Annotated in this window: 11 protein-coding genes and 3 pseudogenes; 10 read left to right on the plus strand and 4 right to left on the minus strand. The window is 39.3% G+C overall.

Annotation, left to right across the window (positions count from 1 at the left end):
* The first annotated feature begins 35 nt into the window (after positions 1-35).
* Complete coding sequence (typA, locus tag HPSH112_RS02520) at positions 36-1,835, plus strand: translational GTPase TypA (RefSeq protein ID WP_000790221.1); 1,800 nt, start codon at positions 36-38, stop codon at positions 1,833-1,835.
* 3 nt (positions 1,836-1,838) lie between these two features.
* Positions 1,839-2,384, plus strand: a pseudogene (locus HPSH112_RS02525) (DNA cytosine methyltransferase); the annotation flags it as partial.
* A 36-nt stretch (positions 2,385-2,420) separates the two neighbouring features.
* Here the strand turns inward: HPSH112_RS02525 and HPSH112_RS02530 are convergent.
* Positions 2,421-3,365 (minus strand): catalase family peroxidase, encoded by a 945-nt coding sequence (locus tag HPSH112_RS02530; protein ID WP_000719630.1) that lies wholly within the window; start codon positions 3,363-3,365, stop codon positions 2,421-2,423.
* A gap of 285 nt (positions 3,366-3,650) precedes the next feature.
* Here HPSH112_RS02530 and hofC point away from each other — a divergent pair, with 285 nt between their 5' ends.
* The 3 genes and pseudogenes from hofC (at position 3,651) to HPSH112_RS08720 (ending at position 9,898) form a co-directional block, all read left to right on the plus strand.
* The gene (gene hofC / locus HPSH112_RS02535) at positions 3,651-5,237 is read left to right on the plus strand and encodes an outer membrane beta-barrel protein HofC (protein WP_000768630.1); all 1,587 of its coding nucleotides are present in this window, start codon (positions 3,651-3,653) and stop codon (positions 5,235-5,237) included.
* Between the two features lie 69 nt (positions 5,238-5,306).
* Positions 5,307-6,704 carry an outer membrane beta-barrel protein HofD gene (hofD, locus tag HPSH112_RS02540; RefSeq protein ID WP_014662214.1) on the plus strand — a complete coding sequence of 466 codons (1,398 nt, stop codon included), beginning with the start codon at positions 5,307-5,309 and terminating at the stop codon, positions 6,702-6,704.
* A gap of 398 nt (positions 6,705-7,102) precedes the next feature.
* A pseudogene (locus tag HPSH112_RS08720) lies at positions 7,103-9,898 on the plus strand (PBECR3 domain-containing polyvalent protein).
* Positions 9,899-10,303: 405 nt separating this feature from the next.
* Here HPSH112_RS08720 and HPSH112_RS02550 read toward each other — a convergent pair.
* A complete protein-coding gene (locus HPSH112_RS02550) occupies positions 10,304-11,035 on the minus strand; it encodes an NYN domain-containing protein (RefSeq protein WP_000646758.1) in 732 nt (243 codons plus the stop codon).
* 130 nt (positions 11,036-11,165) lie between these two features.
* On the opposite strand from HPSH112_RS02550, the gene ruvC reads away from it, so the two are divergent.
* Positions 11,166-11,639, plus strand: coding sequence for a crossover junction endodeoxyribonuclease RuvC (ruvC, locus tag HPSH112_RS02555; RefSeq protein WP_001221189.1), 474 nt, complete (start codon positions 11,166-11,168; stop codon positions 11,637-11,639).
* On the opposite strand, the gene HPSH112_RS02560 is transcribed toward ruvC, so the two are convergent.
* A complete protein-coding gene (locus HPSH112_RS02560; RefSeq protein WP_041199825.1) occupies positions 11,640-14,015 on the minus strand; it encodes a TonB-dependent receptor in 2,376 nt (791 codons plus the stop codon). It lies immediately after the preceding gene.
* 323 nt (positions 14,016-14,338) lie between these two features.
* On the opposite strand from HPSH112_RS02560, the gene HPSH112_RS02565 reads away from it, so the two are divergent.
* The 3 genes from HPSH112_RS02565 (at position 14,339) to HPSH112_RS02575 (ending at position 17,187) form a co-directional block, all read left to right on the plus strand.
* Positions 14,339-15,865, plus strand: a complete 1,527-nt coding sequence (locus HPSH112_RS02565) for a catalase (RefSeq protein WP_000247325.1) — start codon at positions 14,339-14,341, stop codon at positions 15,863-15,865.
* A gap of 150 nt (positions 15,866-16,015) precedes the next feature.
* The gene (locus HPSH112_RS02570; protein ID WP_000828989.1) at positions 16,016-16,891 is read left to right on the plus strand and encodes a twin-arginine translocation signal domain-containing protein; all 876 of its coding nucleotides are present in this window, start codon (positions 16,016-16,018) and stop codon (positions 16,889-16,891) included.
* 80 nt (positions 16,892-16,971) lie between these two features.
* On the plus strand, positions 16,972-17,187 hold the full coding sequence (locus HPSH112_RS02575) for a hypothetical protein (protein WP_001206520.1): 216 nt from the start codon (positions 16,972-16,974) through the stop codon (positions 17,185-17,187).
* A 57-nt stretch (positions 17,188-17,244) separates the two neighbouring features.
* Here HPSH112_RS02575 and HPSH112_RS02580 read toward each other — a convergent pair whose 3' ends face one another.
* Positions 17,245-17,574, minus strand: a complete 330-nt coding sequence (locus HPSH112_RS02580) for a zinc ribbon domain-containing protein YjdM (protein ID WP_001153411.1) — start codon at positions 17,572-17,574, stop codon at positions 17,245-17,247.
* 196 nt (positions 17,575-17,770) lie between these two features.
* On the opposite strand from HPSH112_RS02580, the pseudogene cdh reads away from it, so the two are divergent.
* A pseudogene (gene cdh / locus HPSH112_RS02585) lies at positions 17,771-18,660 on the plus strand (CDP-diacylglycerol diphosphatase).
* The last annotated feature ends 28 nt before the right edge of the window (positions 18,661-18,688 follow it).

Below are 18,688 nucleotides of genomic sequence, written 5' to 3' on the forward strand. Positions count from 1 at the left end.
TACTTCTAAATTCAATTTTGCTTGTTAGGACATTTATGAAAAATATTAGAAATATCGCTGTAATCGCGCATGTTGATCATGGGAAAACCACTTTAGTAGATGGCTTACTTTCTCAATCTGGCACATTTAGTGAGAGGGAAAAAGTGGATGAAAGGGTGATGGATAGCAACGATTTAGAAAGAGAAAGAGGGATTACTATCCTGTCTAAAAACACCGCTATTTATTACAAAGACACTAAAATCAATATCATTGACACTCCTGGGCATGCTGATTTTGGGGGCGAAGTGGAGCGCGTTTTAAAAATGGTGGATGGGGTGCTTCTCCTAGTGGATGCGCAAGAAGGGGTCATGCCTCAAACTAAATTCGTGGTTAAAAAGGCTTTGAGTTTTGGGATTTGCCCTATTGTGGTGGTGAATAAAATTGATAAGCCTGCCGCTGAACCAGATAGAGTGGTGGATGAAGTTTTTGACTTGTTCGTAGCGATGGGGGCTAGCGATAAGCAATTGGATTTCCCTGTGGTGTATGCTGCTGCTAGAGATGGCTATGCGATGAAAAGTTTAGACGATGAAAAGAAAAATTTAGAGCCTTTATTTGAAACGATTTTAGAGCATGTGCCAAGCCCTAGTGGGAGCGTTGATGAGCCTTTGCAAATGCAAATTTTTACGCTTGATTATGACAATTATGTGGGCAAAATCGGTATCGCTAGAGTGTTTAATGGCTCAGTTAAAAAGAATGAAAGCGTGCTGTTGATGAAAAGCGATGGGAGTAAAGAAAATGGCCGTATCACTAAGCTTATAGGCTTTTTAGGGCTGGCTAGGACTGAGATTGAAAACGCTTATGCGGGCGATATTGTAGCGATTGCCGGCTTTAACGCAATGGATGTGGGCGATAGCGTCGTTGATCCTGCTAACCCCATGCCTTTAGATCCCATGCATTTAGAAGAGCCTACGATGAGCGTGTATTTCGCTGTCAATGATTCGCCCTTAGCCGGGTTAGAAGGAAAGCATGTTACTGCCAATAAATTGAAAGACAGGCTCTTGAAAGAAATGCAAACCAATATCGCTATGAAATGCGAAGAAATGGGCGAAGGCAAGTTTAAAGTGAGCGGGCGTGGGGAATTGCAAATCACTATTTTAGCTGAAAATTTGCGCCGTGAAGGGTTTGAATTTAGCATTTCACGCCCTGAAGTCATCATTAAAGAAGAAAATGGCGTTAAATGCGAGCCTTTTGAGCATTTAGTGATTGACACGCCTCAAGATTTTAGCGGGGCTATCATTGAGAGATTAGGCAAAAGAAAAGCCGAGATGAAAGCGATGAATCCCATGAGCGACGGCTATACAAGATTAGAATTTGAAATCCCTGCAAGAGGGCTTATCGGCTATAGGAGCGAGTTTTTAACCGACACTAAGGGCGAAGGCGTGATGAATCATAGCTTTTTAGAATTCCGCCCTTTTAGCGGGAGCGTGGAATCGCGCAAAAATGGGGCGCTAATCAGCATGGAAAATGGCGAAGCGACCGCTTTTTCGCTATTCAATATCCAAGAAAGAGGCACGCTTTTTATCAACCCCCAAACTAAGGTTTATGTGGGCATGGTCATTGGCGAGCACAGCAGGGATAATGATTTAGATGTTAATCCCATCAAATCCAAGCATTTAACCAACATGAGAGCGAGCGGGAGCGATGATGCGATCAAACTCACCCCGCCTAGGACTATGGTGTTAGAAAGAGCACTAGAATGGATTGAAGAAGATGAGATTTTAGAAGTTACCCCCTTGAATTTAAGGATCAGGAAAAAGATTTTAGACCCCAACATGAGAAAAAGGGCGAAAAAATAAAACTTGTATAAGGTAGCAGATATTTTTTGTGGTGCTGGAGGATTGAGCTATGGCTTTTCTATGCACCCTTATTTTGAATTGATATGGGCTAACGATATAGACAAGGACGCTATTTTAAGCTATCAAGCCAATCATAAAGAAACGCAAACCATTTTATGCGATATTATGCAACTTAATTGCCACAACTTGCCATGCGTTTCAATTGATATTCTACTAGGCGGACCACCATGCCAGAGCTATTCTACCCTTGGCAAAAGAAAAATGGATGAAAAAGCGAATCTGTTTAAAGAATATTTGCGGCTCTTAGATTTAGTAAAACCAAAAATGTTTGTTTTTGAAAATGTGGTGGGTTTAATGTCTATGCAAAAAGGGCAATTATTCAAACGAATTTGTAACGCTTTTAAAGAGAGAGGTTATATTTTAGAGCATGCCATTTTAAACGCCCTAGATTATGGTGTGCCTCAAATAAGAGAGCGAGTGATTTTAGTGGGAGCGCTCAAAAGCTTTAAACAAAAATCCCACTCCCATAAACCCATAAAAACGCATTTTTTCAATCAACTTATATTTTGATTTGCATTAGCCTTTTTATTGCCTCCTATTAAAAGTGATCCCATAAACTTCATTCCTGATTTGGAATAAGGGATCAGTAGGAGCTTCTACGCCTTTAGGGAGATCGGCTGGGAAATACACATCTTTATTGCAACCCATTCCTTCGTATTTTTCAACTTTCAATGTCCCTACTAGTAATTCCTTGTGTTTGCCTTTCCAAAGTGCGGTCGTGTCGTTGGTGGCATCATTTTTATTCGCAAACACCAGATACATTTGGTATTCTATGGGTTTAGTTTTAAGGTGTTGTTGGAATGAAGAAAGCAGATAATTTGAATCTTTTTGCTTTAATTCTTGGGGGTTAAGATACTTAATGCCGTCTTTAGGCACAAATTTCCATCTCGCAGGCAATAATTTTTCTTTTTTATCTTTAAACTTGAACGCATGCACGCTATAATAAGGTGTGTTAGCCACGCTTGAGCTAATCCCTATCGTTTTGGTGTAAGCGGCAAAATTCCTATAAGAGGGGACTTCTTCATAAAGCTTTTTGATTCTTGCTTCATCCACCTTGCCATTTTTAGGGATTCTCATTTCAAAAAATTGAGCGAATTCGTTAGGGTTTTTGGCAAAATTGATTTCTGTATTGAGCATCACCATTGTCCAACTAGCGTTTTGGTTTTCTAATTTTAACGCCATTCCCCTAACTTTGCTTTTATCATCCATCGCCACGCCTCCTAAAGAATACCTTACAGACGCAGGGATTTCTTTTTCATTGAGTAATGGCACATCTAAATCCTTTCTTACTTGCGGGTTAGGGAGGAACACGCCTTTAGCGCAAAACCCCTTAGTGTGGTTGATTTTCATTTTAGGCTCTTTGGCGTTGAGTTTGTAGAAAATATCCGCAATCTTTTCAGCGCTCACTTCATGGGCTTTTAAAAAACCCAAGCTAAAAACCACACACAAGCTCAAACCAATTTTTTTCATTCTTGATCCTTGATTATTATTTTTTATATAAAACAATGCCTTATTGTATCAGTAAATTTCCTATTGAGCCTTAAAAAAGCCTTTTTTAAATATCTTATTAGGATATTAAAAGATTATCCTATCCATTTGCATGCGATGAGCAAGCTTTTAAGGATAAACTTGCGTTTTAAATTTTGTGATTTTTAAGAAAAATTAGCTTGATTTTAAACTAATTCTACATTCTTTTATGCTACAATTATCTCTACATAGTAATTTATCTATTCTCAGGTAAAGTAAGGAAGAGGAATGAAATTAAAGAAACGAAAAGTTGCGGCTACATTGCTAAAGCGTTTTACCTTGCCACTATTGTTCACTACGGGTTCATTAGGGGCGGTTACTTATGAAGTGCATGGGGATTTTATCAACTTCTCCAAAGTGGGTTTTAACCATTCGCCTATTAACCCTGTTAAAGGTATCTATCCCACAGAAACTTTTGTTAACCTTACGGGTAAGCTAGAGGGGTCTGTGCATTTAGGTAGGGGATGGACCGTGAATTTAGGCGGTGTTTTGGGCGGACAAGTTTATGATAGCACTAGGTATGATAGGTGGGCAAAGGATTTTACCCCCCCAAGCTATTGGGATAAAACTTCTTGTGGCACTGATTCTATGAGCCTTTGTATGAACGCCACTAAAATGTGGCAACAGCAAGGGCCAGGTGGTGTCATTAACCCTAGAGGTATTGGTTGGGAATATATGGGTGAGTGGAACGGCTTGTTCCCTAACTACTATCCGGCTAACGCTTACTTGCCTGGGCATTCAAGGCGCTATGAAGTTTATAAAGCGAATCTCACCTATGATAGCGATAGAGTCCATATGGTAATGGGGCGCTTTGATGTTACTGAGCAGGAGCAAATGGATTGGGTTTACCAATTGTTCCAAGGTTTTTATGGGACTTTCAAGCTCACGAATAAGATGAAGTTCTTGCTCTTTAGCTCTTGGGGTCGTGGTATCGCTGATGGTCAATGGTTGTTCCCTATCTATCGTGAAAAGCCTTGGGGTATTCATAAAGCCGGTATTATTTATCGCCCTACAAAGAATTTAATGATCCACCCTTATGTGTATCTTATCCCAGAAGTAGAAACAGATCCCGGTGTTAAAATAGAGTATGATACCAATCCTGAGTTTAGTGGTAGGGGCATAAGAAACAGAACGACTTTCTATGCGTTATACAGCTATCGTTGGAATAACGCTGAATACGGTCGTTACGCGCCCGCTCGTTATAACACTTGGGATCCTTTCTTGGATAATGGTAAGTGGCGTGGCTTGCAAGGTCCTGGTGGTGCGACGCTTCTTTTGCGCCACCATATAGATATTAACAACTACTTTGTGGTTGGTGGTGCTTATCTCAACATTGGTAACCCTAACATGAACTTAGGTACTTGGGGTAACCCTGTGGCTGTTGATGGTATCGAACAATGGGTCGGTGGCATCTATAGCTTAGGTTTTGCGGGGATTGACAACATTACCGATGCTGACGCGTTCACCGAGTATGTTAAAGGTGGAGGCAAGCATGGTAAGTTCAGTTGGAGTCTCTACCAACGCTTCACTACCGCTCCAAGGGCTTTGGAATATGGTATTGGTATGTATCTAGACTATCAGTTCAGCAAGCATGTTAAAGCGGGTCTCAAACTCGTATGGTTAGAGTTCCAAATCCGTGCGGGTTACAACCCTGGAACCGGTTTCCTTGGGCCAAACGGGCAACCGCTTAACTTGAATAATGGTTTGTTTGAATCTTCTGCGTTCGCAGAAGGTCCTCAAGACATGGGTGGCATTAAAAAGAGTATCACCCAAGACAGAAGCCATTTGATGACACACATTAGTTATAGTTTCTAAGAGAGCTTCCCTATCTCTTAGATATGCCTTTTTTGTATTTTTATTTTAATATCTTTGGGAGTTAGGGTTTTGGAAATTAAGAAATATTTTTCTTACTCTCTGTTTTTTTTGCTTTTTTCTAGTCTCTTTTTGTCCAAACTTCAAGCTTATAAATTCAACATGAGCATTGTTGGAAAGGTGAGTAGCTATACCAAGTTTGGCTTTAACAACCAAAGATACCAGCCTTCTAAAGACATTTATCCTACAGGTAGCTACACTTCTTTGCTCGGCGAATTGAATTTGAGCATGGGGTTATACAAGGGTTTGAGAGCGGAAGTGGGAGCTATGATGGCAGCGCTTCCCTATGACTCTACCGCCTATCAAGGCAACAATATCCCCAATGGCCAGCCCGGCTCTAGGACCGATCCTTTTGGGGCGGGTATCTTTTGGCAATACATTGGTTGGTATGCGGGGCATAGTGGTTTGCAAGTGCAAAAACCTCGTTTAGCCATGGTGCATAACGCTTTTTTGAGCTACAACTACAAAAAAGACAAATTCAGTTTTGGCGTGAAAGGGGGGCGCTATGATGCTGAAGAGTATGATTGGTTCACTTCTTACACTCAAGGGGTTGAAGGCTTTGTCAAATATAAAGACACTAGGTTAAGGGTGATGTATTCAGACGCTAGGGCTTCAGCGTCAAGCGACTGGTTTTGGTATTTTGGGCGCTACTATACAAGCGGTAAGGCTTTAATGATTGCGGATTTGAAATATGAAAAAGACAATCTAAAAATCAACCCTTATTTTTATGCGATCTTTCAAAGAATGTATGCGCCAGGCATTAATATCACTTATGACACCAACCCTAATTTCAACAATAAAGGCTTTCGTTTTGTAGGCACTTTCGTGGGGTTTTTCCCCATTTTTGCCACTCCAGCCAATCAGAATGATATTATCCTCTTCCAACAAGTGCCGTTAGGAAAAAGCGGGCAAACTTATTTCTTCCGCACCCGTTTTTACTATAACAAGTGGCAATTTGGGGGCAGTGTCTATAAAAATATCGGTAACGCTAATGGTGATATAGGTATTTATGGGGATCCTTTGGGGTATAACATCTGGACGAATAGTATTTATGACGCAGAAATTAACAATATTGTTGGCGCTGATGTTATTAACGGGTTTTTATATGTAGGCTCACAATATAGAGGGTTTAGTTGGAAAATTTTAGGCCGTTGGACGGATAGCCCAAGGGCTGATGAAAGGAGTCTTGCGCTCTTTTTGAGTTATTTTTCTAATAAGTATAATATTAGAATGGATTTAAAACTAGAATATTATGGCAATATCACCAAAAAAGGCTATTGTATTGGGTATTGTGGCATGTATGTTCCAGTCGATCCTAACGGGCCTGGGACACAGCCTTTAACGCACAATGTGTATTCTGACAGGAGCCATATAATGTTTAATATTACTTATGGTTTTAGGATTTACTAGCATTTTATCCTTAATGGATATTTTTGATTAGCCTTTTTAAAATATGAAAAGGCTCTGTTCCAATCAAATATTAATACTCAAAAAGCCTTATTTAACTTTATTATTCAATATTTAATACACTAGAAAAAACACCACACCCTACGCATTTTTTCAACAAGCTCAACGAGTTTAAAGATGAAGTCTTTAGCACGCCAAAGGCTAAAGAATACATTGACATAGCGAGCGGTTTTCATAAGCTTTTCAAAAACGACGCTAAGATCGCCGAAAGCCTAAAGCCAGCCACCACTAAGAACTTAAGCCAAGGTTTAGCTACCACTCTAAGCGGAGCGTTAAAGTATCAATGGACTAAATTTACGCTAGGGACTTTATACCGCAACGCACCCGATCGCATTTTAGGAGTGAAGTTACCAAAAGCTTTAAACGAAGCCACCGCAGGAGCGGCTTTAAAGTATCACATTAAAAGAGCGTTAGAAAGAAGCCACACTATAAGCGATTTTAGCAAGCAATTAGAACTAAGCGCTAAAAACTCCCAATTCACCAACAACACGCTTAAAATCATTGAAGAGCTTAATAACGGCGTTAAACAAGCCAGCGATGAACTCAAAGAAGCCACAAAACCGAGTAATCTAGTTAAAAGCATAAGAGAGCAAGATGCGCGCCCTTTTGAGGTCATAAAAGACAAAGAAGCTTTTTTTAAAGACTTGAACCAAAATCTAAACGATAACGCTACCGCCTTGCCTAAAGGCATGAGCGTTGAAGAATTTAAGCAAACTTTAGAGAGCGTTGAAAACAAAGAAAGGTTTTTAGAACATTTACAAACAAGAGAAAACAGCGATGAAAGGTTAAAAGCGCTTAATTTAGTAGAACCAACTCTTAGAGAGCCTCACATTGAAATTTTCACTAAAGATAAAAATAACGCTACAGATAAAAAAGAATATATCAAAGCGTTTAAAGATGAAAACCAAGCGCGCCTATATATGCTAATCACACAAGATAACGATACGATTTTAAGGACTTTTATACCAGATACACCTGAGAGATATGTAAGAAATCATGTAAGAAATGCTGACATTATCCACTCTTTCATTCAGCCGAACAGAACCGCAAATAGCGACGACTTAGAAGCCGTAGTGGTCTATGGAGAGAATACTACTAAAAAACCTCTAACAAGTCAAGAGGATTTACTCAAAACACAAGAAAACGCGCCAAAAAACACGCAAGATTTAAGCCCTCTAGAACTTGCCAAAGCCGAAAAGCTTGCCAAATTAGAAAGCGATCGCATAGAGAGCGAAAAAGAGTTTTTGAAAGCCAAAGAGCAAGAACAAGCACGAAAAGCCGCTTTAAAAAAGAAATTAGAACACGAGCGAGGCAATGCAGGCAACATTGAAAGCCAGACTAAAATAGAAGTTGGAGAAGATATACCAGCACACACGCAAGCGCAAATCCCTAAAAGCCGAGTGAGGTTGAATGAAAGAGAGATTTACGATCTAGATTATGCGATCGTGAAAGCTAAAGACCTAAAACCAAGCTTTACCACAGGCGGAACGCAGAAACGCACCGACATGAACGAAGAACAGATTAAAAGCATTTCAGAGAATTTTGATCCAAAAAAGATATTTGGAAGCGGAGGTTTTGAAGATTTACCGATCATTTTACACGACGGGCAAGTGATCGCAGGAAACCACCGAATCCAAGGCATGCTAAATTTCACGCCTAAAAGCCGTTTTTCTTACGAGAAAGCGATCAAGGAATACTATCATATAGATTTAAAGCCGGACGAGTTGTTAGTGCGCTTGCCTTCTAAACGCTTAAATAATACCGAGATCAACAATTTAGCAGCATCAAGCAATCAAGGACGCTTTAATAGCGAGAGCGATCATGCAATAGCGGTTTTAAGCCACTATGAAAGCAAATTAAAAGAATTAGAAAGCCAATTAAACGCTGATAGCGTCTATTCTTTAAAAAATATCGTTGCTAAAAATCTTAATTTTGATAAGGCTACTCATCCTAATGTAACCGATAGCAACTTGAGTCTTTTGATGTATAACATGCCAAGGACGAAAACGCAAGGCATAGAGCTATTAAACCGCTGGCAGAAAGAATTTTCTAACGACATTAAAAGCTATGAAAAATAAAAAAATGTTTGTAGATAACGCCGGGAGTTTTCACAATCTAATCCATGACATGAATTTCCCCAATGTAAGCCTGAACGCTTATTTAAGCGACATAATGGATCGGTCTTTTGCTAATTTAAAGAACTACCAAAGCACGAGCGAGAGCCTGAAAGACTTGAGCGAAAAATTCTATAAAACGAATAGTTTAGAAATGTTTGAAAAGAGCGATCAAGGAATAAGCGATATCAGCGAGATTTTAGGAGGAGCGATCGCAAGGTTTGCGAGGTTTGATGATCCTTCTAAAGCGTTATTTGAAGCCTTAAGAAGCGATAACATTAAAAAAGGTTTGAAAGAATTTAAGATCGCTGATGTTGCAAAGGACATGTTTGATCCTAATAGTAAGGAATTTAAGGACATTGATATTTACGATTTCACGCATTACCTTTTAATGGTTAATAGAGAGCCTAATGAAACTAATCCCGCCTTAAATCGTTTGATTGAAGCCGTAAAGGACATGCAAAAAGAAAGCAAGAACGCCAAAGAAGCAAGCAAAAAGAGTGCTAAGGAAACTAAGAAAGGGATTTGAGTAATGATGAAATTAAAAAACTTATTGATGAAAGCCCACGAACTGGAAGCAGTATGCCTATTTTAGGGATGCAAAATTTGAACGCAGAAGCGGTTGAATACATTCAAAAAAATCATAAACGAATAGCTGTTGAAAAGATAGATCCAAGTTTTGCTAAAGATTTAAAGTTGAAATATCCAGATGATGCAAGAGCGGCTATTGACTATCAAGCTATTAACCATATACTAAAAGAACACAAAAACTTATCGTATGAAGACATAGCCAACTATAGAAAATTATCCAAACAAGCTAATGAAACCTTAAAACTAAAAGATAATCAAAACAGACCGGTAGTAGCGAGTTTTAATCAAATAAATAGATTTTTTGTAGTGGTGGAGTAAGTATCAAATGCTAAGAATGAACTAATGCTAAAAACAATGTATAAGGCAAGAGGAAATTATAAGGATAGTTTAATCTATAAAAAAACATTAGCAAAATCTCAGAATAGCAATTGACCATCAGTTATGAGCTGAGTGCTAGACATATTTGATAAAGCTAATGTATTTTTAAAGTATAAAACAAAATTTTTAATAAGTCAAGGAGTAAGAAGAAGAAAAAAAGCCTCACCCACGCAGTCAAAAAAACCGCTATGTTCACGCTTAAATTTGGAGAATCTCTGACAATAGAACACGATTGCAAAAATTTCATGGGGATTACAATCCAAACCAATAAGGGCGTAAAACCCTTCATTTTAAACTTCCACAACCCAAGGAATGAGAATCGTTAATTGGTTGGCTCTTTGGTTAAAGCCTTTTTAAATTAATCGGGTTGGATTGACTCCTTGTTTTATTTCTTTAATTTTTTAAAAAAAGAAATTGTGGTTACTCTGTTTGCATCGTTACTAGAACTTTGTTGATTTTTTAGCTTAAAGCCCAGTTGGTTTTAGTGAGATTTTCTCTGATTGAAAAAAGCTTGTCTTTGACTTCGTTACTGCTCAATTTCCTCACTTTATCCGAATTGTATTTCAAATCCTGGCTAAGGAGAGACAATCGATTAGACAAATCGGCAATATCCACCCGTAGCCCCTCATCTCTGGCTAATTTGAGCGCAGGGATCAAATCCGTATCTTTTGAAAATATAAGAATCCTATCGGCTATTTTTTTAAAGGCTATTCTTTGAATGTCAAGACCCATGAGCATATCCACCTGCTTTTGTTCTAATAACGCCTTATAACTCCCATCAAACTCCACTCTTATTGCGTTTAACTTAGTCCTCCCCAACCTCAATTCCACTTGATCCAATGAAGCTAGATCGTGTTGGAAATTTTCCACATCGCTATAAATCTTCTCCCATTTAGTCGCTTCACTGCTTTGTAAGATCTCTTCAATGTCGTTGCTTGTGAAGATTTTCATTTCTGTTCCCGGATTTTTTTCATTTTGGAGGGTGTCATTCCTCTTATCCCATAACGCATGTTCAAAATCAAAGGGTGGGGTGGTATAAAAGTAAATACGACTGATCCTCTCATCATCTAGTAAAAAAGCCCTAATAGTAACGATCACATCTAAAGCGATATTATAATTAACGCATTTTGTTTGTTTAATATCGCGCCTGAAATTCTCCCAATCTACTAATATGATTGTGTTTGCTTTCATTTATTGCTCCCTTATTTATATGCTAAATTTTTTAAAACTTTTAATGCAATCTTGTATTTTGCGCTAACAAGAAACATGGATATAATAATAGCGTTTTTTAAACCTTGCGATAAACAAACAGGAATGGTTGATGCGTATTTTAGGAATAGATCCGGGCAGTAGGAAATGCGGGTATGCTATCGTTTCTCACACTTCTAACAAGCTTTCTTTAATCACGGCCGGGTTCATTAACATCACCACGACACGCTTGCAAGAACAGATTTTAGACTTGATAGAAGCCTTAGATTGCTTATTGGATCGTTACGAAGTCAATGAAGTAGCGATTGAAGATATTTTCTTTGGGTATAACCCTAAAAGCGTGATCAAGCTTGCGCAATTCAGGGGGGCGTTGTCCTTAAAGATTTTAGAAAGGATCGGTAATTTTAGCGAATACACGCCCTTACAAGTCAAAAAAGCCCTAACCGGTAACGGGAAAGCCGCTAAAGAGCAAGTAGCCTTTATGGTCAAACGCTTGCTTAACATCACAAGCGAAATCAAGCCTTTGGATATTAGCGATGCGATAGCCGTTGCTATCACGCATGCGCAACGCTTAAAACCCCACTAATCACCATTTGTAAGCCACTTCAAAACGCGCGTTAAACCCGGGCTCTGCGATCGCTCTTTTAACAGCGTCAGTGCCTGGCATGTCCGGGCTCATGACATAAGGGCTTGTTTGATCCACATAGAATTTGTTGAAAACATTATTAAACACAGCAGAAAGCAACAAACCTTTCCAGCGGCTTTTGGTTTTAGGACTCCAATTGATATAAAAATTACTCACGCCATAGCCTGGTTTATGCATATGCACTAACCCTAATTGGGATCCGCATTTGGCTAAATCGGTAGGGGTTTTGGGTTTTTCAGCCGTCCCGTAATCAGGCAAGTAAATATCAAACCCGCAATAATCTAAACCGGTAACAAAACGGCTAAGCCATGCAAGATTGATCCCTGTTTTGGGGATGGTGTAATCCAATTTGATGATAAAAACATTACCGGTGCTTGCGGCAAGCTCATAGCTGTCCGCCATTAAATACCCCCTAGTGGTGGGCCAAGTGCGCGAGATCCCCACATTCAAACTCACGCCCTTGTATTTGAATGTCCCGCCCACTTCATAGCCATAAATCCTAATCGCTTGACTCAAATTGGTTACAATCAAACTTTGCGCGTATTGTGAGATGAAATTATCCAAAGCCTGATAAAACGCCGCAGCCCTCCCGCTAAAATACTGGCCTGAATAATCAATATTAAATTCAGCGTTAGAGCCCACTTCAGGCTTGATATTTTTAGCGTATCGTAAATCGTTTTGGCGCATATACACGCCATCTCCTGGCATAACCCCCCTTGTAACTTGAGAATAAGTGATTTTTAAAGATAGAGGCTCAATGGGGCTGATCACAAGAGCCGCGCTAGGGCTAAATCCTTGAGTGTAGCGGTGGTTCCAGTCTTTATCATAAAGCGTGTATGCGTCCCACCTTACCCCGGCTCCAAAAGTGATGATTTTATGAGGCGAGTAATTCGCTTGCACATAGCCTCCATAAATATTCCCGTTCGCTTTCCCTCTTTGGCACAAAGTAGGGTCATTGGGGTTATTATCCACAAGAGAGCAAGCGATTTGTTTTTGCCCTTTATCATCAGTATAGACTTGATTAGGCCTGTATAATTCTGATTTAGGGATGCGAGCGTCAAAAACGCTTAAATTTTGGTAGTTGAATCCGTATTCAAAGAGGCTGTCTGTGGCTTCATCAATCACATGCGCGACTTTAAGGTTTAACCCGGTGTTGTTTAAAAACAAATCCCTAGGCTGTGAGCTTGGTTTATCCACATCTGAAAAGCTTGGGGTGCAATACCCGCCTTCCACGCATGGGTAATTTTCTTTTTCCCATGCGCTCGCTTGAGAAGTGGGGAATTTAGCATAAACGCCATTAGGATCAAATAGGGGATCAAACTGAGCGTTTCTAATGCTTGTATAAAGGGTAAAATCTAATCGTGGGTCGCCAAAAGAATTTCCCGCTTCCCTTTTGTATTGTAAGGAAAGATTGTTAGCGCTATTGATGGAGTGATACATGTATCTTGTGAAACTATCCAACACATTAGGACACCCTTGGTCGCTATCTGGGCTAAAAGGGGCTTCACAAGGATAGGCTAACCCTATAGCGTTACTCCTTAAAGGGCGTGTAGCGTTATCTCGTGTCATGTTCCAGCTGAAAGTGAGCGTGTCTCTGTCGCTCAAATAACCATTCATTTTAACTAAAGCGTTGTTTTGCTCGCTAGGAGTTCCTGGCTCTTTATCGGCTTGTGTGGGATTGAAAAGGTTTTTCATCGCTGTAGCGCCGCTTCTATAATAGAAGATGTTTTGGTGCGTGTAGTAAGCGATAATATCAAAATGCGCACTTTGATAAGCCGATCTAAAAGTCTCTCGATCGCCAAAATTGGTATAAAAACTCACCGCCCCACTCGCTGCATAATTTTTCCCCCTAGGGATAAAATCAGCCGCTCCTTTAGTCTCCATTTTAATCACCCCCGCAATCGCTCCTGGCCCTGCACTCGCGTTCGCTGATCCTTTGGTCACTTCCACGCTTTTGAGCATGCCAGGGTCAATCACGGTGTTGCCTTGGTGGTGGTAGATATTGCCATTTTGCGCAGCCCCATCCACCGTAACCCTTAAAAGCCTGTCTTCAATGCCTCTCACATAGATTTTCTGCCCCATCACGCTCCCTCCGCCCACATTCACATCAGGGTTAGTCCTAAACAAGTCCTTGACTTCATTGCTTTGGCGTTGATCCAATTCTTTAGAAGTTACTTTAAACTCATTGTTGTAAGTGAAAATCCTTTTAGCTTGGGTGGTAACCTTATTTAAAGTGCGCTCCTCGCTATAGCAAGTATCAGCGAGTAGGGGGAAACATAAAGCGTATCTAAGCTTTGGGTATGATCTTAAAAATATCAAACAACTCTCCTTAATCTGAAAATTTAAAAAATAAAAATCAAAAAAAAAAAAAACAAAATCCGTCAATGCATTGAGATATAATAGTATGATAATTATTATTAAAACCAGATTAAAAATAAAATTTTGTTTTTAATTCTTTCTTATTTTCATTAATTGTTACAAATAGAAATACTTAAGGGGTCTTTTTATTCTCAAAAAAGGATTTTTTAAGGAAATTGAATCTTGTTAGTCTTTGTATAACAAATTATGTAATAATCACCGCAAGTAATTTGGCTTAGTGCTAGATTACTAAAGATTTAAAACCAAATAAAGGAAAAAAGATGGTTAATAAAGATGTGAAACAAACCACCGCTTTTGGCGCTCCCGTTTGGGATGACAACAATGTGATTACAGCTGGTCCTAGAGGTCCTGTTTTATTACAAAGCACTTGGTTTTTGGAAAAGTTAGCGGCGTTTGACAGAGAAAGGATCCCTGAAAGGGTGGTGCATGCTAAAGGAAGCGGAGCTTATGGCACTTTCACCGTGACTAAAGACATCACTAAATACACTAAAGCGAAAATTTTCTCTAAAGTGGGCAAAAAAACAGAATGCTTTTTCAGATTTTCTACTGTGGCAGGGGAAAAAGGCAGTGCGGATGCGGTGAGAGACCCTAGAGGTTTTGCGATGAAGTATTACACTGAAGAAGGTAACTGGGATTTAGTAGGGAACAACACGCCTGTTTTCTTTATCCGTGACGGGATCAAATTCCCTGATTTCATCCACACTCAAAAACGAGATCCTCAAACCAATTTGCCTAACCACGACATGGTATGGGATTTTTGGAGTAATGTTCCTGAAAGTTTGTATCAAGTAACATGGGTTATGAGCGATAGAGGTATTCCTAAATCTTTCCGCCACATGGATGGTTTTGGTAGCCACACTTTCAGCCTTATCAACGCAAAAGACGAACGCTTTTGGGTGAAATTCCACTTTCACACCATGCAAGGCGTTAAGCACTTGACTAATGAAGAAGCTGCAGAAATCAGAAAGCATGATCCTGATTCCAATCAAAGGGATTTATTCAATGCGATCGCTAGAGGGGATTTCCCAAAATGGAAATTAAGCATTCAAGTGATGCCAGAAGAAGATGCTAAAAAGTATCGATTCCATCCGTTTGATGTGACTAAAATTTGGTATCTCAAAGATTATCCATTGATGGAAGTGGGCATTGTAGAGTTGAATAAAAATCCTGAAAACTATTTCGCAGAAGTGGAGCAAGCGGCATTCGCTCCGTCTAATGTCGTTCCTGGAATTGGCTATAGCCCTGATAGGATGTTACAAGCTCGCTTGTTCTCTTATACAGACACACAACGCTACCGCTTAGGGGTTAATTATCCTCAGATACCGGTCAATAAACCAAGGTGCCCATTCCATTCTTCTAGCAGAGATGGTTACATGCAAAACGGATACTACGGCTCTTTGCAAAACTATACGCCTAGCTCATTGCCTGGCTATAAAGAAGATAAGAGCGCGAGAGATCCTAAGTTCAACTTAGCTCATATTGAAAAAGAGTTTGAAGTGTGGAATTGGGATTACAGAGCTGATGATAGCGATTACTACACCCAACCAGGCGATTACTACCGCTCATTGCCAGCTGATGAAAAAGAAAGGTTGCATGACACTATTGGAGAGTCTTTAGCTCATGTTACCCATAAAGAAATTGTGGATAAACAATTGGAGCATTTCAAGAAAGCTGACCCCAAATACGCTGAGGGAGTTAAAAAAGCTCTTGAAAAACACCAAAAAATGATGAAAGACATGCATGACATGCATGGAAAAGACATGCACCACATGAAAAAGAAAAAGTAACCCTTTTCTTTGAGCGTTCTTATTTTTTAGGAATGCTTTGTCTTTCAAAATTTAGGTTTTTGGATACTTATCAATCCTTTAGGGTTGGTGGTGTGTCCTACTTTTTCATTCATTCAACGAATTTAAAAATTACAATAAAGAGTTATACCTATGAAACGAAGGGATTTTATTAAAACGACTGCTTTAGGCGCTACAAGTGCTGTTTTAGGAGCACAGATTTTGCAGGCAGAAGAAAGCAAAGGGAGTGTTGCAAAATATAAAATAGAAGCTCAATACAGCATTGATTTTGATTCTGCAGAACACACTTCACTTTTCATTCCCATGCCGAGTGTTGTAGCGAGCAATGTGCATTTACAAGGCAATCATGCTAGCTATAAAAGCATGCTCAATTTTGGAGTGCCTTATTTGCAAGTGGATTTTTTAAAAAGCGCTCAAAAAAAGCAAGTCCATTTGTCTTATGAGATCGCTAGCTATCAATTGAATGAGCGTTTGTTTGAAACGAGCGATTTTGTAGCAATGGGGCGTTATGAAAGAGACGATGCGAGCGTGGCTAACATTGCCAACCAGCTCAAGGGAACAACCCCTAAAGAAAGCGTTCGTAATTTTTATGCGTTCATCAAGCATGAGATGCCTAAAAGACAGAAGGCTTTAGAGGGTAAAGAAAATTTGCCTAAGCGAGAGAGTTTGCCTTGGTTTGCAACCATTTCAAAAGAGAGCATGTTTGTGTCCTTATGCCATGCGTGTGGGATTAAAAGCGCTGAAGTGCAAGGCTTGAAATTGGCTCAAAACAGCGTGGTGAAAAACGCTTCTAAGGTAGAAGTGTATTTGAAAGATTCATTTCTAGCGTTTGATTTTCAAAATAATCACAAGGAAGTTTTTATCCCGTTGAATCGTCATAAAGACATGCAGTTAGATTCTGCTTTATTGGCGACTTTTGGCGATGCCTTTGCCCTTGTAGATGGTAGGGACTTAGGCAATTACGAGAGCAAACTTTTTGAAAAAAGAGTGTCCTATACGATTGTCTAAAGGCATGAAATTTAGGAATATTCCTTGATAGTGAGCTTTCCTTTTTAAGGAGAGCAAAAAGGGTTTAAAGGGTTGTCTTTATGCGAGAATTTTTTAAGAAACTTGGCACAGAATACGCTTCTAAGCTGTTTTTGGTTTATTGGCTTAGGTGGATGTTGAGCGCGTTGGTGATGCTGCCTTTTATGGAGATTTTCTATTATTTCAATTTTCCGTTGTGGCTCAATCTTTTCTTGGGGCAAACCATTGGAGCGGTGATTTTTTTCAAGCTGGATAAGTTGATTTTTTCTAAAAAATGATTTTTACAAGCTTAAAAAGCCACTAAGCTTTTCTCACTCTTAAGCTTTTGTATTTTCCTAAGCTTTTTTGAGGAATTCAGATTTTAAAGACAGACTCTGCCCTTCCACTTTACAATCCACATTGTGATCGCCATTGACAAGCTTGATATTTTTGATTTTGGTGCCTTTTTTAAGCGCTAAAGATGAACCTTTAACCTTTAAATCCTTGATGAGAATGACCGAGTCCCCATTTTGTAAAAGATTGTTATGGCAATCTTTAACGATCAATTCTTCATCATTAGCTTCATTTTCATTCCATTCATGCAAACAGCTAGAGCAAACCAATTGCACGCCATCATGGTAGGTGTAGGCGTCGTTGCATTTAGGGCATGGGGGCAAATCTTGCATGATAATTATCCTTATTGTGGTATCAGTATGACGATATTACCTAAAGTAAGGTTATAAAACGCTTTATTTTGATAAGTATCAACCCCATAAGATCGCATGACGAAAAAATATCACCTGCTTAGTGCAAGCTATTTAATATTTTAAAAAATTCTTTTAGTATTTTTAATGCCATCAATTTAAGTTTTTTCTGGTTAGTATTCAAAAAGCTCTTTTTAGAAATAGGTTACTAAAAGTTACTAATAAGTTAAAATTCGTTAAAATAATCATAATAATTAAAGATTTTAACCACTATTGTAGAAAAATAACAAGAGGGTTTGTAAAAACTCCCATTAAAAACAAGGAGCAAAAAAGATGAAAAAAGCGGGCTTTCTTTTTTTAGCGATGATAGCTATCGTTGTGATGAGTTTAAACGCTAAAGATCCGAATGTGTTGCGTAAGATTGTTTTTGAGAAATGTTTGCCTAATTATGAGAAAAATCAGAATCCTTCGCCATGCATAGAAGTCAAACCCGATGCCGGCTATGTGGTTTTAAAAGATATTAACGGCCCGTTGCAGTATTTGTTGATGCCAACAACTCACATTAGCGGTATTGAAAGCCCTTTGTTGCTTGATCCTTCCACGCCTAACTTTTTTTATTTGTCCTGGCAAGTGCGTGATTTTATGAGCAAAAAATACGCCAAACCCATTCCTGATAGCGCGATCTCTTTGACGATTAACTCTCATAAGGGGCGATCGCAAAACCATTTTCACATCCATATCTCTTGCATTAGCCTTGAAGCGCGCAAACAGCTGGATAATAATCTAAAAAAAATCAACAGCCGTTGGTCGCCATTATCAGGTGGCTTGAACGGGCATAAATATCTGGCGCGTCGGGTAACAGAAAGCGAATTGGCGCAAAAAAGCCCCTTTATCATGCTTACCAAAGAAGTGCCTAATGCACGCAAACGCATGGGAGACTATGGCTTGGCGGTGGTGCAACAAAGCGATAACTCCTTTGTCTTGTTAGCGACACGATTTAACCCATTGACTTCCAATCGCGCTTCAGCCGAAGAGATTCAAGATCATGAATGCGCGATTTTGCGTTAAGTTAGATTCTTAAATTTGAGCGGCAACT

The organism is Helicobacter pylori Shi112 (genome assembly GCF_000277405.1).
GTDB lineage: Bacteria > Campylobacterota > Campylobacteria > Campylobacterales > Helicobacteraceae > Helicobacter > Helicobacter pylori_C.

Excerpts from the sequence above, each read along its gene's own strand:
- HPSH112_RS02530 (WP_000719630.1), bottom strand. The coding sequence starts at position 3,365 with ATGAAAAAAATTGGTTTGAGCTTGTGTGTGGTTTTTAGCTTGGGTTTT.
- HPSH112_RS02565 (WP_000247325.1), top strand. The coding sequence starts at position 14,339 with ATGGTTAATAAAGATGTGAAACAAACCACCGCTTTTGGCGCTCCCGTT.
- HPSH112_RS02550 (WP_000646758.1), bottom strand. The coding sequence starts at position 11,035 with ATGAAAGCAAACACAATCATATTAGTAGATTGGGAGAATTTCAGGCGC.
- typA (WP_000790221.1), top strand. The coding sequence starts at position 36 with ATGAAAAATATTAGAAATATCGCTGTAATCGCGCATGTTGATCATGGG.
- HPSH112_RS02575 (WP_001206520.1), top strand. The coding sequence starts at position 16,972 with ATGCGAGAATTTTTTAAGAAACTTGGCACAGAATACGCTTCTAAGCTG.
- HPSH112_RS02570 (WP_000828989.1), top strand. The coding sequence starts at position 16,016 with ATGAAACGAAGGGATTTTATTAAAACGACTGCTTTAGGCGCTACAAGT.
- ruvC (WP_001221189.1), top strand. The coding sequence starts at position 11,166 with ATGCGTATTTTAGGAATAGATCCGGGCAGTAGGAAATGCGGGTATGCT.
- HPSH112_RS02580 (WP_001153411.1), bottom strand. The coding sequence starts at position 17,574 with ATGCAAGATTTGCCCCCATGCCCTAAATGCAACGACGCCTACACCTAC.
- hofC (WP_000768630.1), top strand. The coding sequence starts at position 3,651 with ATGAAATTAAAGAAACGAAAAGTTGCGGCTACATTGCTAAAGCGTTTT.